At 70.2% G+C, this 18,734-nt stretch carries 24 protein-coding genes; 9 read left to right on the forward strand and 15 right to left on the reverse strand.

Going from position 1 to position 18,734, the window contains the following annotated elements:
- Positions 1 to 3: 3 nt before the first annotated feature.
- Positions 4 to 1,545, reverse strand: coding sequence for a glycosyltransferase 87 family protein (locus ACFFC4_RS00195; protein WP_375496564.1), 1,542 nt, complete (start codon positions 1,543 to 1,545; stop codon positions 4 to 6).
- A 114-nt stretch (positions 1,546 to 1,659) separates the two neighbouring features.
- Here ACFFC4_RS00195 and ACFFC4_RS00200 point away from each other — a divergent pair, with 114 nt between their 5' ends.
- Complete coding sequence (locus ACFFC4_RS00200; RefSeq protein WP_375496565.1) at positions 1,660 to 1,803, forward strand: hypothetical protein; 144 nt, start codon at positions 1,660 to 1,662, stop codon at positions 1,801 to 1,803.
- A 24-nt stretch (positions 1,804 to 1,827) separates the two neighbouring features.
- A complete protein-coding gene (locus ACFFC4_RS00205) occupies positions 1,828 to 2,643 on the forward strand; it encodes an exodeoxyribonuclease III (protein ID WP_375496566.1) in 816 nt (271 codons plus the stop codon).
- On the opposite strand, the gene ACFFC4_RS00210 is transcribed toward ACFFC4_RS00205, so the two are convergent.
- The 10 genes from ACFFC4_RS00210 to ACFFC4_RS00255 all read right to left on the reverse strand — a co-directional run bounded on the left by ACFFC4_RS00210 (position 2,582) and on the right by ACFFC4_RS00255 (position 9,028).
- The gene (locus ACFFC4_RS00210) at positions 2,582 to 3,019 is read right to left on the reverse strand and encodes a LysE/ArgO family amino acid transporter (RefSeq protein ID WP_375496567.1); all 438 of its coding nucleotides are present in this window, start codon (positions 3,017 to 3,019) and stop codon (positions 2,582 to 2,584) included. The two genes, ACFFC4_RS00205 and ACFFC4_RS00210, sit on opposite strands and share 62 nt — an antisense overlap.
- A 67-nt stretch (positions 3,020 to 3,086) precedes the next feature.
- On the reverse strand, positions 3,087 to 3,641 hold the full coding sequence (locus ACFFC4_RS00215) for an AAA family ATPase (protein ID WP_375496568.1): 555 nt from the start codon (positions 3,639 to 3,641) through the stop codon (positions 3,087 to 3,089).
- An 11-nt stretch (positions 3,642 to 3,652) separates the two neighbouring features.
- Positions 3,653 to 4,387, reverse strand: a complete 735-nt coding sequence (locus tag ACFFC4_RS00220; protein ID WP_375496569.1) for an MBL fold metallo-hydrolase — start codon at positions 4,385 to 4,387, stop codon at positions 3,653 to 3,655.
- A gap of 4 nt (positions 4,388 to 4,391) precedes the next feature.
- Positions 4,392 to 4,817, reverse strand: a complete 426-nt coding sequence (locus ACFFC4_RS00225) for a pilus assembly protein TadG-related protein (RefSeq protein ID WP_375496570.1) — start codon at positions 4,815 to 4,817, stop codon at positions 4,392 to 4,394.
- Entirely contained in the window at positions 4,814 to 5,296 is a 483-nt protein-coding gene (locus ACFFC4_RS00230) for a TadE/TadG family type IV pilus assembly protein (RefSeq protein ID WP_375496572.1), read from the reverse strand. Before ACFFC4_RS00230 ends, ACFFC4_RS00225 begins: the two co-directional genes overlap by 4 nt.
- A 28-nt stretch (positions 5,297 to 5,324) precedes the next feature.
- Positions 5,325 to 5,753 carry a TadE/TadG family type IV pilus assembly protein gene (locus tag ACFFC4_RS00235; RefSeq protein ID WP_375496574.1) on the reverse strand — a complete coding sequence of 143 codons (429 nt, stop codon included), beginning with the start codon at positions 5,751 to 5,753 and terminating at the stop codon, positions 5,325 to 5,327.
- Positions 5,737 to 5,940 (reverse strand): hypothetical protein, encoded by a 204-nt coding sequence (locus tag ACFFC4_RS00240; protein WP_375496576.1) that lies wholly within the window; start codon positions 5,938 to 5,940, stop codon positions 5,737 to 5,739. The genes ACFFC4_RS00235 and ACFFC4_RS00240 overlap by 17 nt, the downstream gene beginning before the upstream one ends.
- 16 nt (positions 5,941 to 5,956) lie before the next feature.
- The gene (locus tag ACFFC4_RS00245; protein WP_375496578.1) at positions 5,957 to 6,904 is read right to left on the reverse strand and encodes a type II secretion system F family protein; all 948 of its coding nucleotides are present in this window, start codon (positions 6,902 to 6,904) and stop codon (positions 5,957 to 5,959) included.
- Positions 6,901 to 7,758, reverse strand: coding sequence for a type II secretion system F family protein (locus tag ACFFC4_RS00250; RefSeq protein WP_375496580.1), 858 nt, complete (start codon positions 7,756 to 7,758; stop codon positions 6,901 to 6,903). The genes ACFFC4_RS00245 and ACFFC4_RS00250 overlap by 4 nt, the downstream gene beginning before the upstream one ends.
- Position 7,759: 1 nt before the next feature.
- Positions 7,760 to 9,028, reverse strand: a complete 1,269-nt coding sequence (locus tag ACFFC4_RS00255) for a CpaF family protein (protein WP_375496582.1) — start codon at positions 9,026 to 9,028, stop codon at positions 7,760 to 7,762.
- 257 nt (positions 9,029 to 9,285) lie between these two features.
- Between ACFFC4_RS00255 and ACFFC4_RS00260 the strand changes: the two genes are divergently transcribed.
- The gene (locus ACFFC4_RS00260; RefSeq protein WP_375496584.1) at positions 9,286 to 9,810 is read left to right on the forward strand and encodes a hypothetical protein; all 525 of its coding nucleotides are present in this window, start codon (positions 9,286 to 9,288) and stop codon (positions 9,808 to 9,810) included.
- 1 nt (position 9,811) lies between these two features.
- On the opposite strand, the gene ACFFC4_RS00265 is transcribed toward ACFFC4_RS00260, so the two are convergent.
- Both ACFFC4_RS00265 and ACFFC4_RS00270 read right to left on the reverse strand, forming a co-directional pair.
- Entirely contained in the window at positions 9,812 to 9,985 is a 174-nt protein-coding gene (locus tag ACFFC4_RS00265; RefSeq protein WP_375496586.1) for a RidA family protein, read from the reverse strand.
- Positions 9,986 to 9,990: 5 nt separating this feature from the next.
- Positions 9,991 to 10,134: a hypothetical protein gene (locus ACFFC4_RS00270; RefSeq protein WP_375496588.1), complete on the reverse strand. Its 144-nt coding sequence runs from the start codon at positions 10,132 to 10,134 to the stop codon at positions 9,991 to 9,993.
- Between the two features lie 297 nt (positions 10,135 to 10,431).
- Here ACFFC4_RS00270 and ACFFC4_RS00275 point away from each other — a divergent pair, with 297 nt between their 5' ends.
- The 3 genes from ACFFC4_RS00275 to ACFFC4_RS00285 all read left to right on the forward strand — a co-directional run bounded on the left by ACFFC4_RS00275 (position 10,432) and on the right by ACFFC4_RS00285 (position 13,902).
- Positions 10,432 to 11,835: an NAD(P)/FAD-dependent oxidoreductase gene (locus ACFFC4_RS00275; protein ID WP_375496590.1), complete on the forward strand. Its 1,404-nt coding sequence runs from the start codon at positions 10,432 to 10,434 to the stop codon at positions 11,833 to 11,835.
- A 74-nt stretch (positions 11,836 to 11,909) separates the two neighbouring features.
- On the forward strand, positions 11,910 to 12,917 hold the full coding sequence (locus tag ACFFC4_RS00280) for a putative zinc-binding metallopeptidase (RefSeq protein WP_375496592.1): 1,008 nt from the start codon (positions 11,910 to 11,912) through the stop codon (positions 12,915 to 12,917).
- Between the two features lie 37 nt (positions 12,918 to 12,954).
- Complete coding sequence (locus ACFFC4_RS00285) at positions 12,955 to 13,902, forward strand: SDR family NAD(P)-dependent oxidoreductase (RefSeq protein ID WP_375496594.1); 948 nt, start codon at positions 12,955 to 12,957, stop codon at positions 13,900 to 13,902.
- 106 nt (positions 13,903 to 14,008) lie between these two features.
- Here the strand turns inward: ACFFC4_RS00285 and ACFFC4_RS00290 are convergent, their stop codons facing one another.
- Together ACFFC4_RS00290 and ACFFC4_RS00295 are read right to left on the reverse strand one after the other, a co-directional pair.
- Positions 14,009 to 14,863 carry an ROK family protein gene (locus ACFFC4_RS00290; protein WP_375496596.1) on the reverse strand — a complete coding sequence of 285 codons (855 nt, stop codon included), beginning with the start codon at positions 14,861 to 14,863 and terminating at the stop codon, positions 14,009 to 14,011.
- Positions 14,860 to 16,062: an acyl-CoA dehydrogenase family protein gene (locus tag ACFFC4_RS00295; protein ID WP_375496598.1), complete on the reverse strand. Its 1,203-nt coding sequence runs from the start codon at positions 16,060 to 16,062 to the stop codon at positions 14,860 to 14,862. Before ACFFC4_RS00295 ends, ACFFC4_RS00290 begins: the two co-directional genes overlap by 4 nt.
- A 93-nt stretch (positions 16,063 to 16,155) precedes the next feature.
- Here ACFFC4_RS00295 and ACFFC4_RS00300 point away from each other — a divergent pair, with 93 nt between their 5' ends.
- The 3 genes from ACFFC4_RS00300 to ACFFC4_RS00310 all read left to right on the forward strand — a co-directional run.
- Positions 16,156 to 16,752 carry a DinB family protein gene (locus ACFFC4_RS00300; protein ID WP_375496600.1) on the forward strand — a complete coding sequence of 199 codons (597 nt, stop codon included), beginning with the start codon at positions 16,156 to 16,158 and terminating at the stop codon, positions 16,750 to 16,752.
- Positions 16,753 to 16,819: 67 nt separating this feature from the next.
- Complete coding sequence (locus tag ACFFC4_RS00305; protein WP_375496602.1) at positions 16,820 to 17,878, forward strand: HpcH/HpaI aldolase/citrate lyase family protein; 1,059 nt, start codon at positions 16,820 to 16,822, stop codon at positions 17,876 to 17,878.
- Positions 17,879 to 17,910: 32 nt separating this feature from the next.
- Positions 17,911 to 18,734: HpcH/HpaI aldolase/citrate lyase family protein (locus ACFFC4_RS00310; RefSeq protein WP_375497154.1), on the forward strand; the 824-nt coding region annotated here is incomplete at its 3' end.

The following is an 18,734-nucleotide window of genomic DNA, read 5'->3' on the forward strand; positions in this document are numbered from 1 at the left end:
AGCCTACGCGGAGCCGGCGTCCGGCCCGACGCGCTCGTAGAGCTGACCCGGCCCGGTGAGCGGAAGCCGGCGGAAGTTCCGGTCGAGGTAGGCCTGCGCCGGCCCGTCGGTCGGGAATTGCGGGGTGGCGCGGGGTTGCAGGTAGACGAAATCCGCGCGCCGGTAGGCCGCCAACCACAGCCGGATGACCGCGGGCCGGCGCAATTGCGCCTCGCTCGGGGCCTGACCGCCCGTCGCGGCGAGGATCTGACCGAACGGGTCGAACAGCGGCGGGCACGATCCGCGCGTCGACACGCGGTCGGCGGCGATGGTCGCGCCAGGGGTCGAGGACACCACACACGCGCCCTTCGGGATGGCCGCCTGCAGCGCACGGTGGTTGTCGTACGGGTGGGTCGAGCGCACCGACCGCGGCACCACGAGCACGGCCAGCACCAGAACCGCGACGCTCGCCACCGCGACGGCTGGACGTCGTCCCCACCGGGGAGGCAGCCGCAGAGCACCGGCCAGCACCAGGAACGGCGTGCTGAAGGTGGCGTAGTGCCAGTAGAAGGTGTCCGGCGTCAGCAGCATGGCGACGACGAGCACCGCGGCGCCGACCGCGAACCACTCCAGGGGCGAGCGTGGTGGGCGGCGCAGCCACGGCACAACCAGCAGCACGAGCACGAGCAGGGCGACGGTGACGAGCAACGCCCACTCGAGCGGATCCGGCTGCTCGCCGTTCGGCGTGGACGTCGCAAACATGTGCACCAGCCGGAACGCCGTTGGCGTGCGCGTCGGTGCGGAGCGCGTCACCTGCGCGACCACCACCTGATGCCAGAACGCGCCGGGCGACGCGAGCGCAAAGGGCAACAGCGGCACGCCGGCGCCGAGGAGCAACCCGGCCAAAGGGGCGCGGCCACGACGCGCGGCCAGGGCCACGACCACGAGGACGACGGCGGGCGCGACGGCCCAGATCTTGATCGAGCAGGCCAGACCGAGCAGGACGCCCGCGAACAGCAGGCGGCGAGAGCCGGCCAGCTCGTCCCCGGTGAACGCGAGCGCAGCCGCCCCCAGGCAGCACAGCACCAACCACGGCTCGAGCAGCGGCGTCCAGGCCGAAGCGATCGCGTCGCCTTGCAGGGCCAGCACCGCGCAACCGAGCGTCGTGGCAGCCGGCCCGCGATGCCGCAGGACGAGCGCGCCGACCGGCACCGCCGCCGCCCCGACGAGGCCGACAAGAATCTTGGCCAAACCCATGGCCTGCGCTGTCCCGGCGGCCTTGGCCAGCAGCGCGACCGGGCTCAGCAGCAAGACGATCCCGGGCGGCTGGACGAACACGTAGTCGCGGTAGGGCAGCCGGCCATCGACGAACGCGAGGGCCGACGACAGGTAGACGCCCCCGTCGTACTCGGCCACCGGGTGGGCGTAGCCGTAGTTCAGGCGGAACAGCCGCAGCGCCACAGCGAGGACGGTCAGCGCTGCGACGACCGTCACGAGCGGAAACGCGCGGCCGGGGCGGCTCGCTCCGCTTCGGCGCGTCGGCCGGGCGACGGCGACGAGGCTCACAATGTCCCTTCGTTGCCGTCATCCTGCCCGGTTTCCCGGGGTCCGCGCGGCCGGCGCACCGAGAGCTGTCCGTAGGCCAGTTTGTCCGCCGTCGGCGTCGGGTAGCGCTGTGAGGTGATCGGATTGCTGACCTGCCTCGTTCTGTTCGTCTCCGCCGGCCTGAGCGCCGAGGCCGTACGCGCCAGTTGCCGCCGCCGCCTGCTGACGCCGGTGCCCGTTCGCCGCGATCCGTCGGCGGTCTTCGTCAAGCTCGACTGAGCGAGCGTCTGCCAGGCTGAGAGCGTGCGGATCGCCACCTGGAATGTGAACTCGGTCGTCGCCCGGCTGCCGAAGCTGCTCGATTGGCTCGCCCAGGCGCAGCCCGACGTGCTCTGCCTGCAGGAACTCAAGACGAGTGTCGAGCAGTTCCCGGGCGAGGACATCGCGGCGCTCGGCTACGAGGTCGCTGTCCACGGCACCGGCCGGTGGAACGGCGTCGGCATCCTGTCGCGGGTGGGCGTCGAGGACGTACGGCGCGGCCTGCTCGACGAGCCCGGGTTCGTGCCCGAGGACGCCATGCTGGAAGCGCATGAGCCGCGGGCCATCGGGGCGACGTGCGGCGGGGTGCGCCTGTGGTCGCTGTACGTGCCGAACGGCCGCGAGGTCGGGCATCCGCATTACGACTACAAATTGCGCTGGCTGGACGCGCTGGCTGCGACGGTCCGCTCCGAGCTGCCGAACTTCGCGCGGTTCGCGGTGCTCGGCGACTTCAACATCGCCCCGACCGACAACGACGTGTGGGACCCGGCGCTGTTCACGACCTCGACGCACGTCACCCCCGCCGAGCGGGCCAAGCTCGCCGACCTGCGCGAGCAGGGCCTGGCCGACGTGGTGCCCCGGGCGATGAAGTACGACACGCCTTACACCTACTGGGACTACCGCGCCGGCAGCTTCCACAAGAACATGGGCATGCGCATCGATCTGGTGTACGCCTCGGCGGCGCTGGCCTCGGCCGTCACCGACGCCTACGTCGATCGGGAGGCGCGCAAGGGTTCGGTCAAGGGCGGCAACGCACCGTCCGACCACGCGCCGGTGGTTGTCGACTTCTCAGTCGAGTAGCAACCGGACGGCGGTGGCGGGTCATGACCACGGCGACGAACGCGTCGAGGATTCGCCAGGTGAGCGGCCGGTCGAAGCTGCGCCCGAGGCGCTGGGCGCCGAAGCCGATGGCCGAGAACCACAGCGCGCTGCCCGCCGGGGCCACGATTGCTCGACCGCTTCGCGTGCCGATGTCGGCCGACTGCGCGGTGACGTTGGTGACGCGCACCGACCGGCGAGCTGCCAACGCGGCGTAGCCGAGCAGGAACGCAGCGCCGGCGTAGCGGACGGCGTCGAGCACCCAGTCGGCACGCCGGATCACGGCGCCGGCCCCGGCGGTGCCGGCGGCGATGAGCGCGACGTCGGCGAGCGTGCAGATCGCGACCACGGTGCGCACGCCGCGGCCCTGCAGGCCGACCCGAGGTGGCGGATGCGATCCGGCAGGCCGCGGCGGCGACGCTCGTTCAGCCGGCGGCGAGACGGTCGAGCAGGCCGGCGTAGGTCGCGTCGGGGTCACCCTCGGGCGCGGCGAGCAGCTGGGCGTGCGGGCGGTTGGCCATGAGCAGCAGCAAGCGGTCGTACATGGCCTCCAGCTGCGGCGTGCCCCCGGCGGCGTCCAGCAACTGCTGGGCGTCGAGATGCACCGGATCCACGGCGGCCGCAGTGCGGGCGGCGAACCGGGCCAGGATGCGGTCCTTGGACTCGAGCAGGACGAACTCGCGGTACTCGACGCCGATGTCGTCGGCCAGCGACTCCCACTCCTGCACGTGCTCGACGCGGCCGAGGTAGTGCGGCACCACGACGTCGTGACCGGCGATGAGGTGGGTGCGCGCGGCGGTTACGCCGAATGTTCGAACGAGGGACGCCGAGCCCACCGGGTCGGCGCGCCACCGGCCGAGGAAGCGCCGTAGCCGGTCGACGTCCAGATTCAATGCGCCCGGGTGGTCGGCCAGGTAGCGCTGCGCGAGCGTCGACTTGCCGACGCCCGGCGGCCCGTTGAGCACGAGGAGGCGGGGCACGACGGGCAATTCTAGGGTCGGCGGTGTTCGCGGGCCCGGGCGACGGCGTCGGCGATGGGCCCGCGCCACGGGTCGCCGTGGCCGGGAAGCAGCAGGTCGGCGTCGAGCGTCTCGAGCGGGGTGAGGGCGGCCGCGGAATCGCCGTGATCGAACCAGGGCGCGATCAGCTGCGGGCCCTGCGTCCGGGACACCGCGTGGCCGGTGACCAGCCCGTCGCCGGTGACCACCGCGCCGGCGTCGGGCAGCAGGTAGGCGGTGTGCCCCGACGTGTGCCCGTGGGTGGCGACCGGCGTCGGGCGTCCCGGCAGGTCGAGCGCGCCGGGGCGCGGGAAGGCGGTGGCCTGTGGCACGGGCATGTCGGTGAGCGCGCCGGCCCGGATGATGCGCACCGTCCAGGGCAGCACGCCCGGGCGCCAGATGTTGCGGGCGACGTCGAGCGGGCTGGCCTGCTCGCGGTACTCGTGGCGGGCGTGCCCGACCTCGACGGCGTCGGTGAGCACGGGCGTGCCGTACCGCTTGGCGAAGTGGGCCGCCGAGCCGACGTGGTCGATGTGCGCGTGCGTGAGCAGCACGGCCCGCACGTCCTGCGGCCGCCGGCCGAGCGCGCTGATCGACGCCTCGAGCGCCGGGCGGTCGCCCGGGTAGCCGGTGTCGATGAGGGTGAGCCCGTCACCGTCGACGGCAAGGATCCAGTTGACATCGGTGCCGCGCCCGAGGAAGACACCGTCGGCGACCTGTTCGACCATGCGGCTATCCCACCACTGCGGCGCGTGCGCTCGAGGTGGTGGTGTGCTGCACCCGGGCCCGGCCGAAGTACTTCCCGAACGCGAGCGGGCGGGTCTGCCGGCAGGTGAGGGTGATCCGTTCGCGATCGGGTGACAGCGCGACGCCGACCAGCACGCCCGTTCGCGACGGGTCGCGCCGCAGGTAGGCCTCGACGCCGGCGCCGACGTTCGTGAAACGCAGTGACGAGCCGCCGGCCACCGAGCTCTCGCGGTCGAGGTCGGCCGAACTCGCCGCAGCGGCCGCGGCCGCGCCGTCGCACACGTCCTGCAGGTCGCGCTGCTGGACGAACGCCTGCCCGAGCGACACCGACGCCGCAACCATGATCAAGGCGATGAGGAAGAACCCAAGGATGAGCGGGATCGTCGACCCGTCGTCGCGTTGCTCCCTCATGACGAGAAATTCCTAAAGTCGTCGACGTACACGACGAACTCGGCGACGGTGCGGATCCCGCGGCCGGAGAGCACGGTCGGCACGCCGGGCAGTTCGGTGCGGCGGCTGACGCACACCGCGAACTCGGCACCGGCCCGAAGCACCGGGGTGATCCCCGGTCCGGCACACCCTGACCCGCTGGGCACGAAGCGGACGGTGGCATCGTTCGGCAACCCCTGATCGGTGAGGGCCAGACGCACCGCGGCCTCGACGCGCGCGCCGGCCTGCGCAGCGGTGTCACTGGTGGCGAAGGCCCGGCCGGCGTCGCGAGCCGCCTGGCTGACGGCGAGCTGCGCCCGTTGCACGGTTGCCACCGCGGCGACGAGGTACATCAGCGGGACCATGATCACGATGGCCACGAAGACGAACTCGATGATCGCGCTGCCGCCGTCGGCACGTCCGTCCCCGGCCTGCCGCAGCTGCTGGAACCGTCGTTTCACCGCCCTACCCTCGCTCCGCAAGCGTCGCTCATCGCCCCTCCCGCAGCACTGACGACCGGACGTCGACCGTCAGCGGCAGGCCGAGCGGGGTGAAGAACAACCGCACCCGGCCACGGCAGTGCACGGTGGTCACGGCCAGCCCGGACAGCTCATCGCGCGCCAGGCCGGACGCGCAGTGGATGGCCGCCGCGTCCTTGTCGTCGAGACCCTGCCCGATGAGCTGCTGTGCTCGAGCCGCTCCCGACGAGGGGTCGACGCCCTCGGCCGCGGCGTAGCGAGCGGCGTCGGCAGCCGATGCCGCAGCCACGTTGCGGGCGTAGAAGTAGACAGCTGCCTGGAGCACCGCGAACAGCAGTAGAAGCAGCAAGATCGACATCATGACGAAGTCGACGACCGCCGCACCTGCGTCGTCGCCGAACCGAGCGAGCCGCCCGCGCACGTTACTTCCCGGACCCACTTACCGAGTCGATGATCCCGGACAGCGAGCTCTTGATCTGCGGCTCGAACACACCGAGGATCGCGACGACCAGGATGGCCGTCATCACTGTCACCATCACCCAACCGGGCACGTCGCCGCGGTCGTCGTTCTTGACCCTGTCGTGCGCCATCAATAACCATACCTGCAGGTATGTCAGCAGTTTCATTGGTTCCTTCCTCGAGTCACCGGGCCAGCGACGTCAGTGTCAACAGGCCCGGGAACAATGCGAACAACACGGTGACCGGCAAGATCAAAAACACCACGGGCACCATCATGGAAATCTCTTTGCGGCCGCCGGCCTCGAGCAGTGCCCGCTTGCCGACCTCGCGGACGTCGACGGCTTGCGCGCGCAGCACGTCGGCCAACGGCGTCCCTCGCTCGACCGCGACCACGAGCCCCTGCAGGAAGCGCGAGAACGAGTCCAGCGTCGTCTGCTCGGCGAGGTCGGACAGCGCGGTCGTGATTCGCGTACCCGAGCGCGCCCGGTCGAGGGCACGACGCAGGTCGCGTGCGATCTCACCGTCGGTCAGGTTGCAGACGCGGGTGAGCGCATCGATCGGCGACTCGCCGGCGACGACGGCGAGGGCCAACAGGTCGGCCACCACCGGGAACTCCGACAGCATCGCCTGCTCCCGTCGCTCGAGCTGCTGCGACAGGAACCAGTCGCGGCCGAGCACGCCGCCGACCAGCCCGGCCAGGGCCGCCAGCACGACGAACAGCGGGCTGGCCCCGCCCCGGGCCCAGCCTCCAACCCCCACGAGCAACGCGCCGCCAACCGTTCCGCCGACACCCCACACGACCTGCTCGATGCGGAATTCCTCGAGCGTCAGGGGGCTGCCCAGGCCGCCGAGCCGACGGCGCACCGACCCGGCCCCGCCGACCGCGCGATCGACGACCCGCACGAGCTCGCCGAGCAGCGGACCGAATACCCGGCGCACGACGGTGAACGGCGCGGACGTCGCGGTCGGGCGGGCCAGCAGCCGCGACGGCGGCGGCGTGTCACCGAGGTAGGGGGCGATGCGGTCGGCGAGCCGGACCGGGCGCATCGGCGGGGTGGCCCGTACGGCCAGCACGACCCCGAGCGCAGCCAGCAATCCGAGACCGGCACCGGCCAGCCATAACCCCGTCACCGCAGCACCCGGCGTTCCTCGGGCAGCTTGCCGATGTGCAGCATGATCCGGTAGGCCACCGCGCACACGACCGCGCCGATGACCAGTAGCAGCGTGCCTCCGGCGGTGTCGTAGGCCTGCAGCGTCGTGGTTTGCGTCCCGAGCAGCAGCAGGACGACCCACGGTGCCGCCACGGCAAGCCGAGCCGCGTTGACCACCCAGCCCTGGCGGACCTCGAGCTCGGCGCGGGTGCGGGCGTCGGCGCGCAGGAGTTCGGACAGCGTGCGCAGCACCGTGCCGAGGTCGCTTCCACCGACCTCACGCGCGACCCGCATCGTCTCGCAGACGCGGTCGCCCACCGGGTCGGCGAGGTCGTCCTTCAGCGCGTCCAGGCAGGTCCCGAACCGACCGGTCGCGCGGTAGTTGGCGGCGAATCGGGCGAACGGCGCGCGCAGCTCGGCCGGCCCGCGGACGGCGAGCGCCGACAACCCCTCGGGCAGCGACATGCCGGCGCGTACGGCCGAGGCGAGGTTGTCGATGGCTTCGGGCCAGAGCTCACGCAGCGTCCCCTGACGCCGCGCACGCAGGCGGCGTACCACCAGTACCGGCACGAAGAAACCGAAGACTCCGAAACAAGCGGCAATGGCCACGGTGCGGGTGACGGCCACGACGAGGACGAACGCGATGACGGCGGCGAGCACCTGCACGGCGAACAGCTGACCGGGCCCGACGCCGCCGATGCCGGCCTGCCGCAGCAGGTCACGACGCCGGGTCGCCCAGCTGATCGTGGTCGGCTTGCGCTGCGGGGCCCGCGGGCCGCTGCGCCAGATGAGCAGCAGTCCGAGTCCGGCCAGCAGGCCGACGAACGCACCCACGTCAGGCCCCCGCCGCCGGACGAAGATCGGCGCGATGCCCCAGGGCGTGGGCGAGCTCGATGCCCGCCGCCTCGTAGCGATCGGGGTGCGGCGGGTAACCGTCGGCCCGCTCGAGCCGCCCCCGTCGGGTCGAGAAGATCTCGGACGTCTCGATGACGTCACCCTCGACCCGGCCGGTCACGCCCACGATCTCGCGGACCCGACGCTGCCCGTGGGCGTCGAGTCCGAGGTGCACGACGAGGTCGACGCTCGTGGCGACCGTAGGCACCACGAAGCCGGCCGACACGTTCTCACCCGCCAGCAGCGGCAAGGTACACATCTTGATCAATGATTCTCGGGCGGAATTGGCGTGCAAAGTGCACATTCCGGGCAGCCCGCTATTTAAAGCGATCAGCAGGTCCAGGCACTCCTCCTGACGGACCTCGCCGACCACGAGGCGCGAGGGCCGCATGCGCAGCGCCTCCTTAATCAGGCGCCGCAGCGGGATCTCGCCGGTGCCCTCGAGGTTCGGCTGGCGGGTCTGCATGGCGACGACGTCCGGCAGCCGGATCGAGAGCTCGAAGACCTCCTCGACCGTGACGACCCGCTCCCGGGCCGGGACGGCGCTGCACAACGCGTTCAGCATCGTCGTTTTCCCAGCCTGGGTGCCGCCGGCGACCAAGATGTTCAGCCCCGCAACGACGGACGCCTCCAGGAAACGCGCGGCCTGCTCGGTGAGGGATCCCGCGCCGACGAGATCGTCCAGCGAGCGCAGGCCGATCGCGAATTTCCGAATGTTGACGGCCATATGGCGCCGCGTGATGGAGGGGATGACGACGTGCAGACGTGAGCCATCGGGCAACATCGCATCGACGAACGGCGTGCTGAGGTCGATGCGCCGACCGGTCGGACGCAGCATCCGCTCGACCAGTTCGGCGACCTGCTCGGCGGTGAGGATGATCGTCGTCAGCTCGGAGCGGCCGTTGCGGGCCAGGAAGACGCGGCCCGGCTCATTGATCCAGATCTCCTCGACGGTCGGGTCATCCAGCATCGGCTGCAGCGGCCCGAATCCGGCGACCGCGTCGATCAGGCCACGCGTCGCCGCCACCGGGTCACCCATCGCTGGCAGGCTGTTGGTGACCGAGCGGTCGCGGTACTCCCCGACGACCTCCTCGACGAGGCGGGCGACAACAGCCGGCTCGGCGATCGGGTCGATGCCGCGCCGGCGCACCAGCTCGCGCACCTCGGTCTCGAGGATGGCCTGGGCAGACCGATCCGCCTCGAGCGTCACGTCCCCCACCCCCGTGTCGGTCGAAAGACAGATCCTAAGGGTTCCCGAAGAACGGATCCACACGAAACGGACAGCCTGTGGACGGGCGCGCGATCCGCCCGTCAGTCGAGTGTCGGGTTACGCGTTGAGTGTCGGCTTGTAAGTCGACACTCGACGCGTAACCCGACACTCAACCCGGGGTGGGGCGGCCTCGCGGGCCGACGCGGGTTGGAGAGGAAATCTTGTCCGAGCGAGCACGTGGAGCACACGATGGTCGGATGCGGTGGTGGGGGCCGGCCGTGGATCGGGACGACGAGTTCGCGCCGTTCCTGACCGCCCACCTGCCGGTGCCCGCAGCGCTGCTGCGGCGCATGAGCCTGGCGCTCGTGCTGGTCGGCTTCGCGGTCGCGCTCGGTGTCGTCGTGCACCACAGCGAGCAGGTGCAGCTGGCCGGCGTCGCTGCGCTCGAGGTGTTGGTGTACCTGCCGCTCATCGACCTGCCGACCCGTCGCCTGCACCGGCACGGCAGGGTCGGCGCCAACTTCGCGCTGCTGCACCTGCTCTCGACGCTCGCCCTCATCGCCTGGACCTGGCTGTTGCCGCTGGCGGACAACGGCCCGAACGCGAACGGGCGCGGCGCCCCGGTCCTAGCCGGCTTGCTGGGCGATCCGCACCCGGGCTCGACCTGCGGTTACCGCGCCGGGGCGTGGCTGTGCGGCGCCCTCGCGATTGCGGGCGGCGTCGCCCTGCACGAGTGGATCGAGCGTCTCGGCCGGGCGTCGGCCAGCACGACCGACCGCTGAGTCACCGTCCGGTGGTGACCGTGATCTCCACGAGCATCGACGGGATGGCGAGACGCGAGACGCCGACGAGCGTCGCCGGCGGCGTGGCGCCAGCCGCGTCCAGGCGCTCGGTGAGCACGCCGTATGCAACGAGCGCGGCGTCCATGTCCGTGACGTAGATCGTCAGCGACAGCACGTCGGTCAGACCCAGCGGGCCAGTCCGAGCAGCTCCGGCACGTTGCCCATGGCCTGCGCGAACTGCGCCGGCAGGTCGCCGTCGTGCACGGGCACGCCCTCGGCGGTGATCGAGCCCTGGCCGGCCAACGTGAGGAGCTGGGTCGGCATGGGGCGGAGTTGGGCCTGGTCGCAGCGGAACGCGCTGCCCCAGATGGACGGGTTGATGCGCCCCGCGCCCGGGTTGCTGCGGTGCCGGGCGGTACGGGCGACGCTCGACGGCGCCGGCCCCGACGAGTGGTCGGCTATCGCGGGCGAGGCCGCCCGACTCGGTCTGCAGGGCGTGCTTGCCGATGGCTCAGGCCGCGCTCGACGGGCGTCGCTCACAGGCACAGTAGGGCGCGCCACAGCTCGGGTAGGACGAAACCAAGCTGCAGAGGCGTTAGTAAGTTGAGCGAAGGGACCACGATGACCGACAAGTTGGCACACCGACACCATGTGGTGATCATCGGCTCGGGATTCGGTGGGCTGTTTGCGGCCAAGAAGCTGCGCCGCGCGAACGTCGATGTCACCCTGATCAGCCGCACGACGCAGCACCTGTTCCAGCCGCTGCTCTACCAGGTGGCCACCGGCATCCTGTCCGAGGGCGAGATCGCACCGGCCACCCGCGAGATCCTGCGGCGCTACAAGAACATTCAGACGCTGCTCGGCGACGTCAGCGACATCGACGTCCAGGCGCGCACCGTCACCTCGCACGCCGGCGGGACCACCACCGTCACCCCCTACGACTCGTTGATCGTCGCCGCGGGCGCCGAGACCTCGTACTTCGGCAACGACGACTACGCGCTGAACGCGCCCGGCCTCAAGTCGATCGACGACGCTCTTGAGCTGCGCGGACGCATCCTGAGCGCCTTCGAGTTCGCCGAGCTGGAGCACGACGAGGCCAAACGAGCCGAGTGGCTGACGTTCGCCGTCGTCGGCGCCGGTGCCACCGGCGTCGAGATGGCCGGCCAGATCTCCGAACTCGCGCACCGGACGCTGCGCAAGGACTACCGCTCCATCGACACCACCAAGGCGCGCATCGTGCTCGTCGACGCCATGGACTCCGTCCTCGGCGCCTTCGGTACGAAGCTCGGCGCCGGCGCGGCGCGGCAGCTTGAGAAGCTGGGCGTGGACGTGTGGCTCGACGAGAAGGTCGTCAGTGTCGACGAGCGCGGGATGACCGTCGAGGACAAGAGCGGAACGCGCACCCACATCCCCACCCGCACGATCGTCTGGGCGGCCGGGGTCAAGGGGTCATCGCTGGCCAATTCACTGGCCGAGCAGACCGGTGCGGAGATGGACCGCGGCAACCGCATCAAGGTGCAGGACGACTGCTCGCTGCCGGGCCATCCCGAGGTCTTCGTCATTGGCGACATGATGTCGCTCAAGGACTACCCGGGTGTGGCGCAGGTGGCCATGCAGCAGGGCAGCTACGCCGCGAAGGCGATCGTCCGGGGCATCGCGGGCAAGGCGGCGCAGAAGCCGTTCCACTATTTCGACAAGGGCAGCATGGCCACGATCTCCCGGTTCAAGGCCGTGGCGAGCGTCGGACCGCTGCGGTTCGGCGGCTTCATCGCCTGGGTGCTGTGGCTGGTGATCCACGTCTTCTACCTGATCGGGTTCAAGAACCGGTTCACCACGTTGCTGCACTGGGCGGTGAGCTTCATCGGTCGGGGCCGGGCGCAGCGCACGACCACCACCCAGCAGGTCGTTGCACGGGATGCCGTCCGGACACTCGACATCCCCGACGACGCCAGTCCGGCTGCCGGTGCCGAGGCCTTTATGCAGCTCGAGACGCGACCGAGGCCACAGCCGGCCAGCCGGTCCTGACGTTCGCCGCGCATCGTCCTGGGTAAGCCCGTCGGGTCATCCAGCGATCGACCTATGAACCGGAGTACCAACCCGTGCGCGCCTTCGCCTGCGACAACTGCCGCAGCCTGATCTTCTTCGAGAACGACCGCTGCTTCACCTGTGGGCATGAGCAGGGTTATGACCGGTCGGTCGGCGCGTTGGTCAGCCTGGATCACACGTCATTGGAGCGCTGTGCGAACGCCGACCTCATCGGCTGCAACTGGCTGACCAAGTCCGGCGGGCTGTGTGAATGCTGCCTGCTGACCCGCACCCGCCCGGCCGACACGGACCTTGCCGGTATGGCTGCATGGCGGCTGACCGAGGCGGCCAAGCGTCGCCTCGCCTACCAGCTCGATCATCTGAAACTGCCCACCACGCCGCGCACCGAGGACCCCGAGAAGGGGTTGGCGTTCGACCTGTTGTCCAGCGCGCAGCAGAACGTGATCACCGGGCACGCCGACGGCGTCATCACCATCGACCTCGCTGAGGGCGACGATCCGCACCGGGAGGCCATGCGGGTGAAGCTGGCCGAGCCGTACCGGACGATGCTCGGCCACCTGCGTCATGAGATCGGGCACTGGTACTGGCAGGTGCTGGTCGACGACACCCCGTTCATCGACCGGTTTCGCGACCTGTTCGGCGACGACCGCGAAAGCTATAGCGACGCGCTGCAGGAGCACTACGGAAAGCCGGACGACAACTCCTGGGCCGACACACACGTCAGCCACTACGCCGCCGCCCACCCGTGGGAGGACTGGGCCGAGACCTTCGCTCACTACCTGCACATCCGCGACACCACCGAGACGGCGTCCTGGTACGGGCTGCGCGTCGACGGGCCCAGCCTGGACCTCGCGGTCTCGTGGGATGCCGAGATCCGGGTCGACCCAGTCGAGGACGTCGAGAACTTCGACGAACTCGCCCGGTCATGGATTGCGCTGAAGCTGGTGCTCAACCAGCTCAATCGCAGCATGGGCAAGGACGACCTCTACCCGTTCACCCTGACGCCCGCGGTACTGGACAAGCTGAGATTCGTGCACGTCGTCGTGACGTCGCATCGCTGAGCCCCGGGGCTCGGCCCGCCTCGCTATGGTCGAGAACATGCTCACCCGGGTGGTCGACACGTTGCTCGACCGCACCATCGTCCCGGGTTACTCGCGTGTCGGGTACGCACTGCGCAGCCGGTGGTGGGACGAAGAGCTCGAGCCCGGCGTTCTCGACGGACACACCGTTGCGATCACCGGAGCGAACTCCGGGCTCGGCCTGGCCACGGCTCTGGGTGCGGCCCGCCTCGGTGCTTCCGTGCGGCTGCTGTGCCGCAACACCGCGCGGGGCGAGGCTGCCCGTGCTGAGCTGGTGGCGGCCTGCCCGGGCGCGTCCGTAGTCGTCGACGAGTGCGACCTGTCGAGCCTGAAGTCCGTGACGGCCAGCGCCGCCCAGCTGCGCAACGAGCTGCCCAGCCTGCGCGCGCTGGTGCACAACGCCGGCGTGCTGCCGCCCGAGCGCATCGAGACGGCGGAGGGGCATGAGCTGACCGTCGCGACCCATGTATTGGGCCCGCACCTGCTGACCAACGAGCTGCGCGCGCTGCTCCTTGCCGACACCGACGCGCGGGTTGTCTTCGTCGCCTCGGGCGGGATGTACACCCAGCCGCTACGCATCGACGACCCGGAGTTCCAGCTCGGCGACTACGACGGCACGGTCTCTTACGCCCGGACGAAGCGGATGCAGGTCGTCCTCGCGCAGCTCTGGGCCGAGCACCTGCCTGGGGTGTCGGTGCACGCCATGCATCCGGGCTGGGCCCAGACCCGCGGCATCACCGACGCGCTGCCCCGTTTCGCCCGCGTCGTCGGCCCCATCCTGCGCAGTGCCGACGAGGGCGCCGACACGGCCGTATGGCTGCTGGCGGCGCGCTGGCCCGGCACCACCACCGGGCTGTTCTGGCACGACCGCCGCCCCCGCCCGACGTCCTACCTGCCGTTCACCCGGCACACCGCCGATGAAGCGCAGCGGCTCTGGGACTACTGCGCGGTGTCGACCCGCCTCTGACCGCCGCTTGTCACCCTCCGATCGCGCTCTGCCGGCGCATGACACGCCGCGACCGCGCGCAGGCCGCGATCAGAGGGTCACGCGATCAGAGGGTCACAAGCGGCGGTCAAGCGCGAGAGGCGTGTTTGGCGGCGCCGACAAAGCCGCTGCGTTCGGCGTCGGTCGACACCCGGACCGGCGGGAGGTCACCGGCTCCCGCGCGGAACCAGGGCTCGAACAGGGCCCACGACGCAGCCATCGACCCGCCCAGGACGAGGACGTCGGGTGCGAAACCGGCGAGCGCGCCACCGACTGCATCGCCCAATGCCCCGAGGGCCTGCTGCAGGACCACGGTCGCCCGCGAGTCGCGCGTCCGGGCCAGCGACGCGATCTCGCGGACGTCGGCCGACGACGCGCCCCCGGCCTGGACGAACGCCTGCCGGATCGCACGTCGGGACATGACGTCCTCGAGCGGGACGCCGTCGACCTCGACGTGGTGAATGCGACCGTCACGCGGGTAACCAGGGTCGACCACCGCGCCGTCAACGACCCACCCGGACCCGACTCCGGTCCCGAGCGTCACGCCGCACACCCGCGAGAATCCGCGGGCTGTGCCGGCCGTCCACTCCCCCAGCGCGAAGGCGTCGGCGTCGTTGAGGAACACGACGTCAGCGCCGAGCGCGGCGCGCAACGCCGCCCCGACGTCGACGCCGTGCAACGCACCGAACTTGCCGACGGCTGCGTCGAAGAGCGCCACCCCGCCCGCGTAGTCGAACGGGTCGGGCATGGCCACGCCCCAGGTCGCGCCGGACGGGGCACCGACCGCACCGGCCGCGCTCACGAACCGGGCGAGGATCTCCTCGGCAGAGGCGTCTGCGTCCAAGGGCAGGCGTACCGCGCCGGCCGCCGTCCATCCGTCGAACGAGACGAGCGCTGCCGAGACGTGCGTGCCCCCGACCTCGAGGACAGGGACAGCATTCACTGCTGCAGCTTGTACTCCTTCAGCAGCCCGCGGCTGATGATTGTCTTCTGGATCTCGGACGTGCCCTCGCCGATGAGCAGGAACGGCGCCTCACGCATGAGGCGCTCGATCTCGTACTCCTTCGAGTACCCGTAGCCGCCATGGATGCGGAAGCTGTCCTGAGTCACCTCGGCGCAGTACTCGGAGGCGATGAGTTTGGCCATCCCGGCCTCGACGTCGTTGCGGGTGCCGGCGTCCTTGAGCCGTGCGGCGTTGACCATCATCAGGTGCGCGGCCTCGACCTTGGTGGCCATCTCGGCCAGCTTGAACGCGATGGCCTGGTGGTCGGCGATCTGCTTGCCGAACGTCTTGCGCTGCTGGGCGTAGGCGACCCCGAGCTCGAACGCACGGATGGAAATCCCACAGGCACGGGCGGCGACGTTGACGCGGCCGACCTCGACACCGTCCATCATCTGCGCGAAGCCCTTGCCGCGCGCCTCCTCGCCGCCGAGCACGCGGCTGACCGGCACCCGGACACCGTCAAGGATCATCTCCGTCGTCTCGACGCCCTTGTAGCCCATCTTCTCGATCTTGCCGGGGATGGTGAGGCCGGGCCGGGTCTCGCCGAAGCCGGGTTCCTTCTCGATGAGGAACGTGCTCATGTTCTTGTAGACCGAATCGGCGCCGAGGTCGTCCTTGACCAGCGTCGCAACCACGCGCGAGCCGCCGCCGTTGGTGAGCCACATCTTGGAGCCGTTGATGACGAACTCGTCGCCGTCCCGGACAGCCTTGGTCTTGATGGCCGAGACATCGGAGCCGAGGTCGGGCTCGGACATCGAGAACGCACCGCGTATCTCGCCCGTCGCCATCTTGGGCAGGAAGTACTGCTTCTGCTCGTCGGTGCCGTGCTGCGCGATCATGTAGGCGACGATGAAGTGGGTGTTGATCACGCCCGACACCGACATCCAACCGCGGGCAATTTGCTCGACGACAAGTGCGTAGGTCAGCAGCGACTCGCCGAGGCCGCCGTACTCCTCGGAGATCATCAGGCCGAACAGGCCCATCTCCTTCATGCCCTCAACGATCGCCTCGGGGAACTCGTCCTTGTGCTCGAGGTCCGTGGCGTACGGGATGATCTCCTTGTCCACGAAGGTCTTCACGGCCGCCAGGATCTCGGTCTGGATCTCGGTCAGTCCTGCGGTCTGGGCCAGACGAGCCATGCGAACCTCCAGCTGCGCGCCGTCAACGGCTGATGTCTCGGCGATTACCGCTGAGTATCCCCGGCTGATCCAGAGCTGCCAAAGCATGGGCCGGTGACCTCGGTCTCCGCGTTCGCCGGCGCCCAGCGCAAGATGATCGACATGGGTTCCCTGACGGCCGACGCCGACGGCACGCCGGTGCTGGCTCCGCTGCTCGCGCAGTTTGACACCTCGCTCGAGCTGCTGCTCGAGCGATTGGACGGGCTCACCGACGACGAGTACCGCTGGTCGCCGGTGCCCGGTGCCGCCGATCTCGTCCCGGTCGTCGGCGACGAACTGGTCGCCATCGAGAACGACGGTGGCGAGGCGATCCGCACCATCGCCTGGATGCTGGCCCACCTCGTCGACGGCTTCCTGACCCGCGCCGACCACGTCGACGGGACTCACTCGCTCGCCGAGGCGTACGGGCCCTTCCCGTCCTCAGCGGAGGAGGCGGTCGAGCAGTTCGCGCGTGCCGCAGCCCGCTGGCGTTCGGCGGTGGCCGGCGCGGACGGCGAGCAGGCCGGGCAGGTCGGGTACTCGCAGTACCCGGGAGGTCTCGACCGCACGTTGCCCTTCGTCGACGTCGTGTGGTGGGTGAACCGCGAGCTGATCCACCACGGTGCCGACATCGCGTTGATCCGCGATCTGTATCTCGCCCTGGGCGAATAAGCATTACCGGCTGCTAGGTTCCGCAACGCCTATCGATCAACGGGGCCAGTCGATCAGAGGGAGACGCATGCGCACCGCCAAGGACTTCTTCACGCCGTTGGCCGTCGGGGCACCGGCTCCGTTGCGCGAGATCCCGGCGCGGCCGTCGCGGGCGATCCACTTCTTCGACCCCAGCAACGCAAAGATGGCGGCCAAGGTGCCCGGCATGGTCGGCACCGTAGACGTCCTGCTGGGCAATCTCGAGGACGCGGTCAAGGCCGACAACAAGGAGGCCGCTCGGCAGGGTCTCGTCGACATCGGTAGGTCGACGGATTTCGGGCCGACGCAGCTCTGGACGCGCGTCAACGCCCTGGACTCGCCCTGGGGTCTCGACGACCTCGTCACGCTGGTCACCGAGATCGGCGACAAGCTCGATGTGATCATGGTGCCGAAGGTGCAGGGCGCCGAGGACATCCACTACGTCGACCGGTTGCTCGCCCAGCTGGAGGCGAAGGCCAAGCTCGAGCGGCCGATCCTGGTGCACGCGATCCTCGAGACGGCCCGCGGTGTGGCCAACGTCGAGGAGATCTGCGGCGCGTCACCCCGCATGCAGGGCCTGTCGCTCGGCCCGGCCGACCTCGCCGCCGACCGGCGGATGAAGACCACCCGCGTCGGCGGCGGGCACCCGGGCTACCTCGTCCGGCAGGACCCCACGGACGGGCAGATCGACGGGCCGCGCACGACCTATCAGCAGGACCTCTGGCACTACACGATCGCGCGGATGGTCGACGCCTGCGCGATGCACGGCATCTACGCCCACTACGGCCCGTTCGGCGACATCACCGACGTCGTGGCGTGCGAGGACCAGTTCCGCAATGCGTTCCTTCTCGGTTGCGTCGGCGCGTGGAGCCTGCACCCGAAACAGATCGCCATTGCCAACAAGGTGTTCAGCCCGAGCGTCGAGGACGTCGCGCACGCGCGGCGGGTTGTGGCCGCGATGGGCGACGGCACCGGCGCGGTGATGCTCGACGGCAAGATGGAGGACGACGCGTCGCTGAAGCAGTGCCTGGTGATGGTCGACCTGGCCGAGCGCCTGTCGGCTGTGGACCCCGAACTGAAGAAGCAGTACGAGGGGATAGAGGCGTGACGGACTTCCGGGCGCGGCGCTCCGTCCTCTACATGCCGAGTTCGAACGCCAAGGCGCTCGAGAAGGCCAAGGGCCTGCCGTGCGACGGCATCATCTTCGACCTCGAGGACGCCGTCGCCCCCGACGCGAAGCCCGGCGCCCGCGAGGCGGCGGCCGCCGCGGCGTCGAGCGGTGCGTACGGCAAGCGCGAGCTGGCGATCCGGGTGAACGGCATCGGCACCGAGTGGCACGACGATGATCTTGCGACCGCGGCGCAGGCCGGCCCCGACGCGATCGTGGTGCCCAAGGTGAACAGCGCCGACGAGGTCCGCTCACTCGTCGCGGCGATGGAACGCACCGGTGCGCCCGAGCACACCAAGCTCTGGGCCATGATCGAGACGCCGGTGGCCATCCTGCACGCGGAGGAGATCGCGACAGCTTCTGATCGGCTGGCGTGCTTCGTCCTGGGCACCAACGACCTGGTCAAGGAGCTCTACGCCGAGCACGTGCCCGGCCGCGCGCCGGTCCTGACTGCGCTCTCGCTGACGCTGCTGGCCGCACGCTCGGCCGGGATCGCGATCCTGGACGGCGTCTACAACGACGTCAAGGACATCGACGGGTTCACCGCCGAGTGCCGGCAGGGCCGAGAGTTCGGCTTCGACGGCAAGACGCTGATCCACCCGGGCCAAGTCGAGATCGCGAACACCGAGTTCGCGCCGTCGGAGCAGGCGATCGAGGACGCGCGCGGCATCCTCGCCGCGTGGGAGGCGGGTGCTGGCACGGGCGTCGTCACCTACAACGGACGCATGATCGAGAACCTGCACGTCGACAGCGCGAAGCGCACGCTCGCGATCGCCGATGCCATCGCCGCGCTCGA

Source organism: uncultured Jatrophihabitans sp. (genome assembly GCF_964244045.1).
Classification (GTDB): Bacteria; Actinomycetota; Actinomycetes; order Mycobacteriales; family Jatrophihabitantaceae; genus Jatrophihabitans.

What these genes read in the sequence shown, in the direction of transcription:
- ACFFC4_RS00220 (WP_375496569.1), bottom strand. Translation starts at nt 4,387, where the DNA reads ATGGTCGAACAGGTCGCCGACGGTGTCTTCCTCGGGCGCGGCACCGAT.
- ACFFC4_RS00225 (WP_375496570.1), bottom strand. Translation starts at nt 4,817, where the DNA reads ATGAGGGAGCAACGCGACGACGGGTCGACGATCCCGCTCATCCTTGGG.
- ACFFC4_RS00240 (WP_375496576.1), bottom strand. Translation starts at nt 5,940, where the DNA reads ATGAAACTGCTGACATACCTGCAGGTATGGTTATTGATGGCGCACGAC.
- ACFFC4_RS00260 (WP_375496584.1), top strand. Translation starts at nt 9,286, where the DNA reads ATGCGGTGGTGGGGGCCGGCCGTGGATCGGGACGACGAGTTCGCGCCG.
- ACFFC4_RS00270 (WP_375496588.1), bottom strand. Translation starts at nt 10,134, where the DNA reads ATGCCGACCCAGCTCCTCACGTTGGCCGGCCAGGGCTCGATCACCGCC.
- ACFFC4_RS00275 (WP_375496590.1), top strand. Translation starts at nt 10,432, where the DNA reads ATGACCGACAAGTTGGCACACCGACACCATGTGGTGATCATCGGCTCG.
- ACFFC4_RS00285 (WP_375496594.1), top strand. Translation starts at nt 12,955, where the DNA reads ATGCTCACCCGGGTGGTCGACACGTTGCTCGACCGCACCATCGTCCCG.
- ACFFC4_RS00295 (WP_375496598.1), bottom strand. Translation starts at nt 16,062, where the DNA reads ATGGCTCGTCTGGCCCAGACCGCAGGACTGACCGAGATCCAGACCGAG.
- ACFFC4_RS00305 (WP_375496602.1), top strand. Translation starts at nt 16,820, where the DNA reads ATGCGCACCGCCAAGGACTTCTTCACGCCGTTGGCCGTCGGGGCACCG.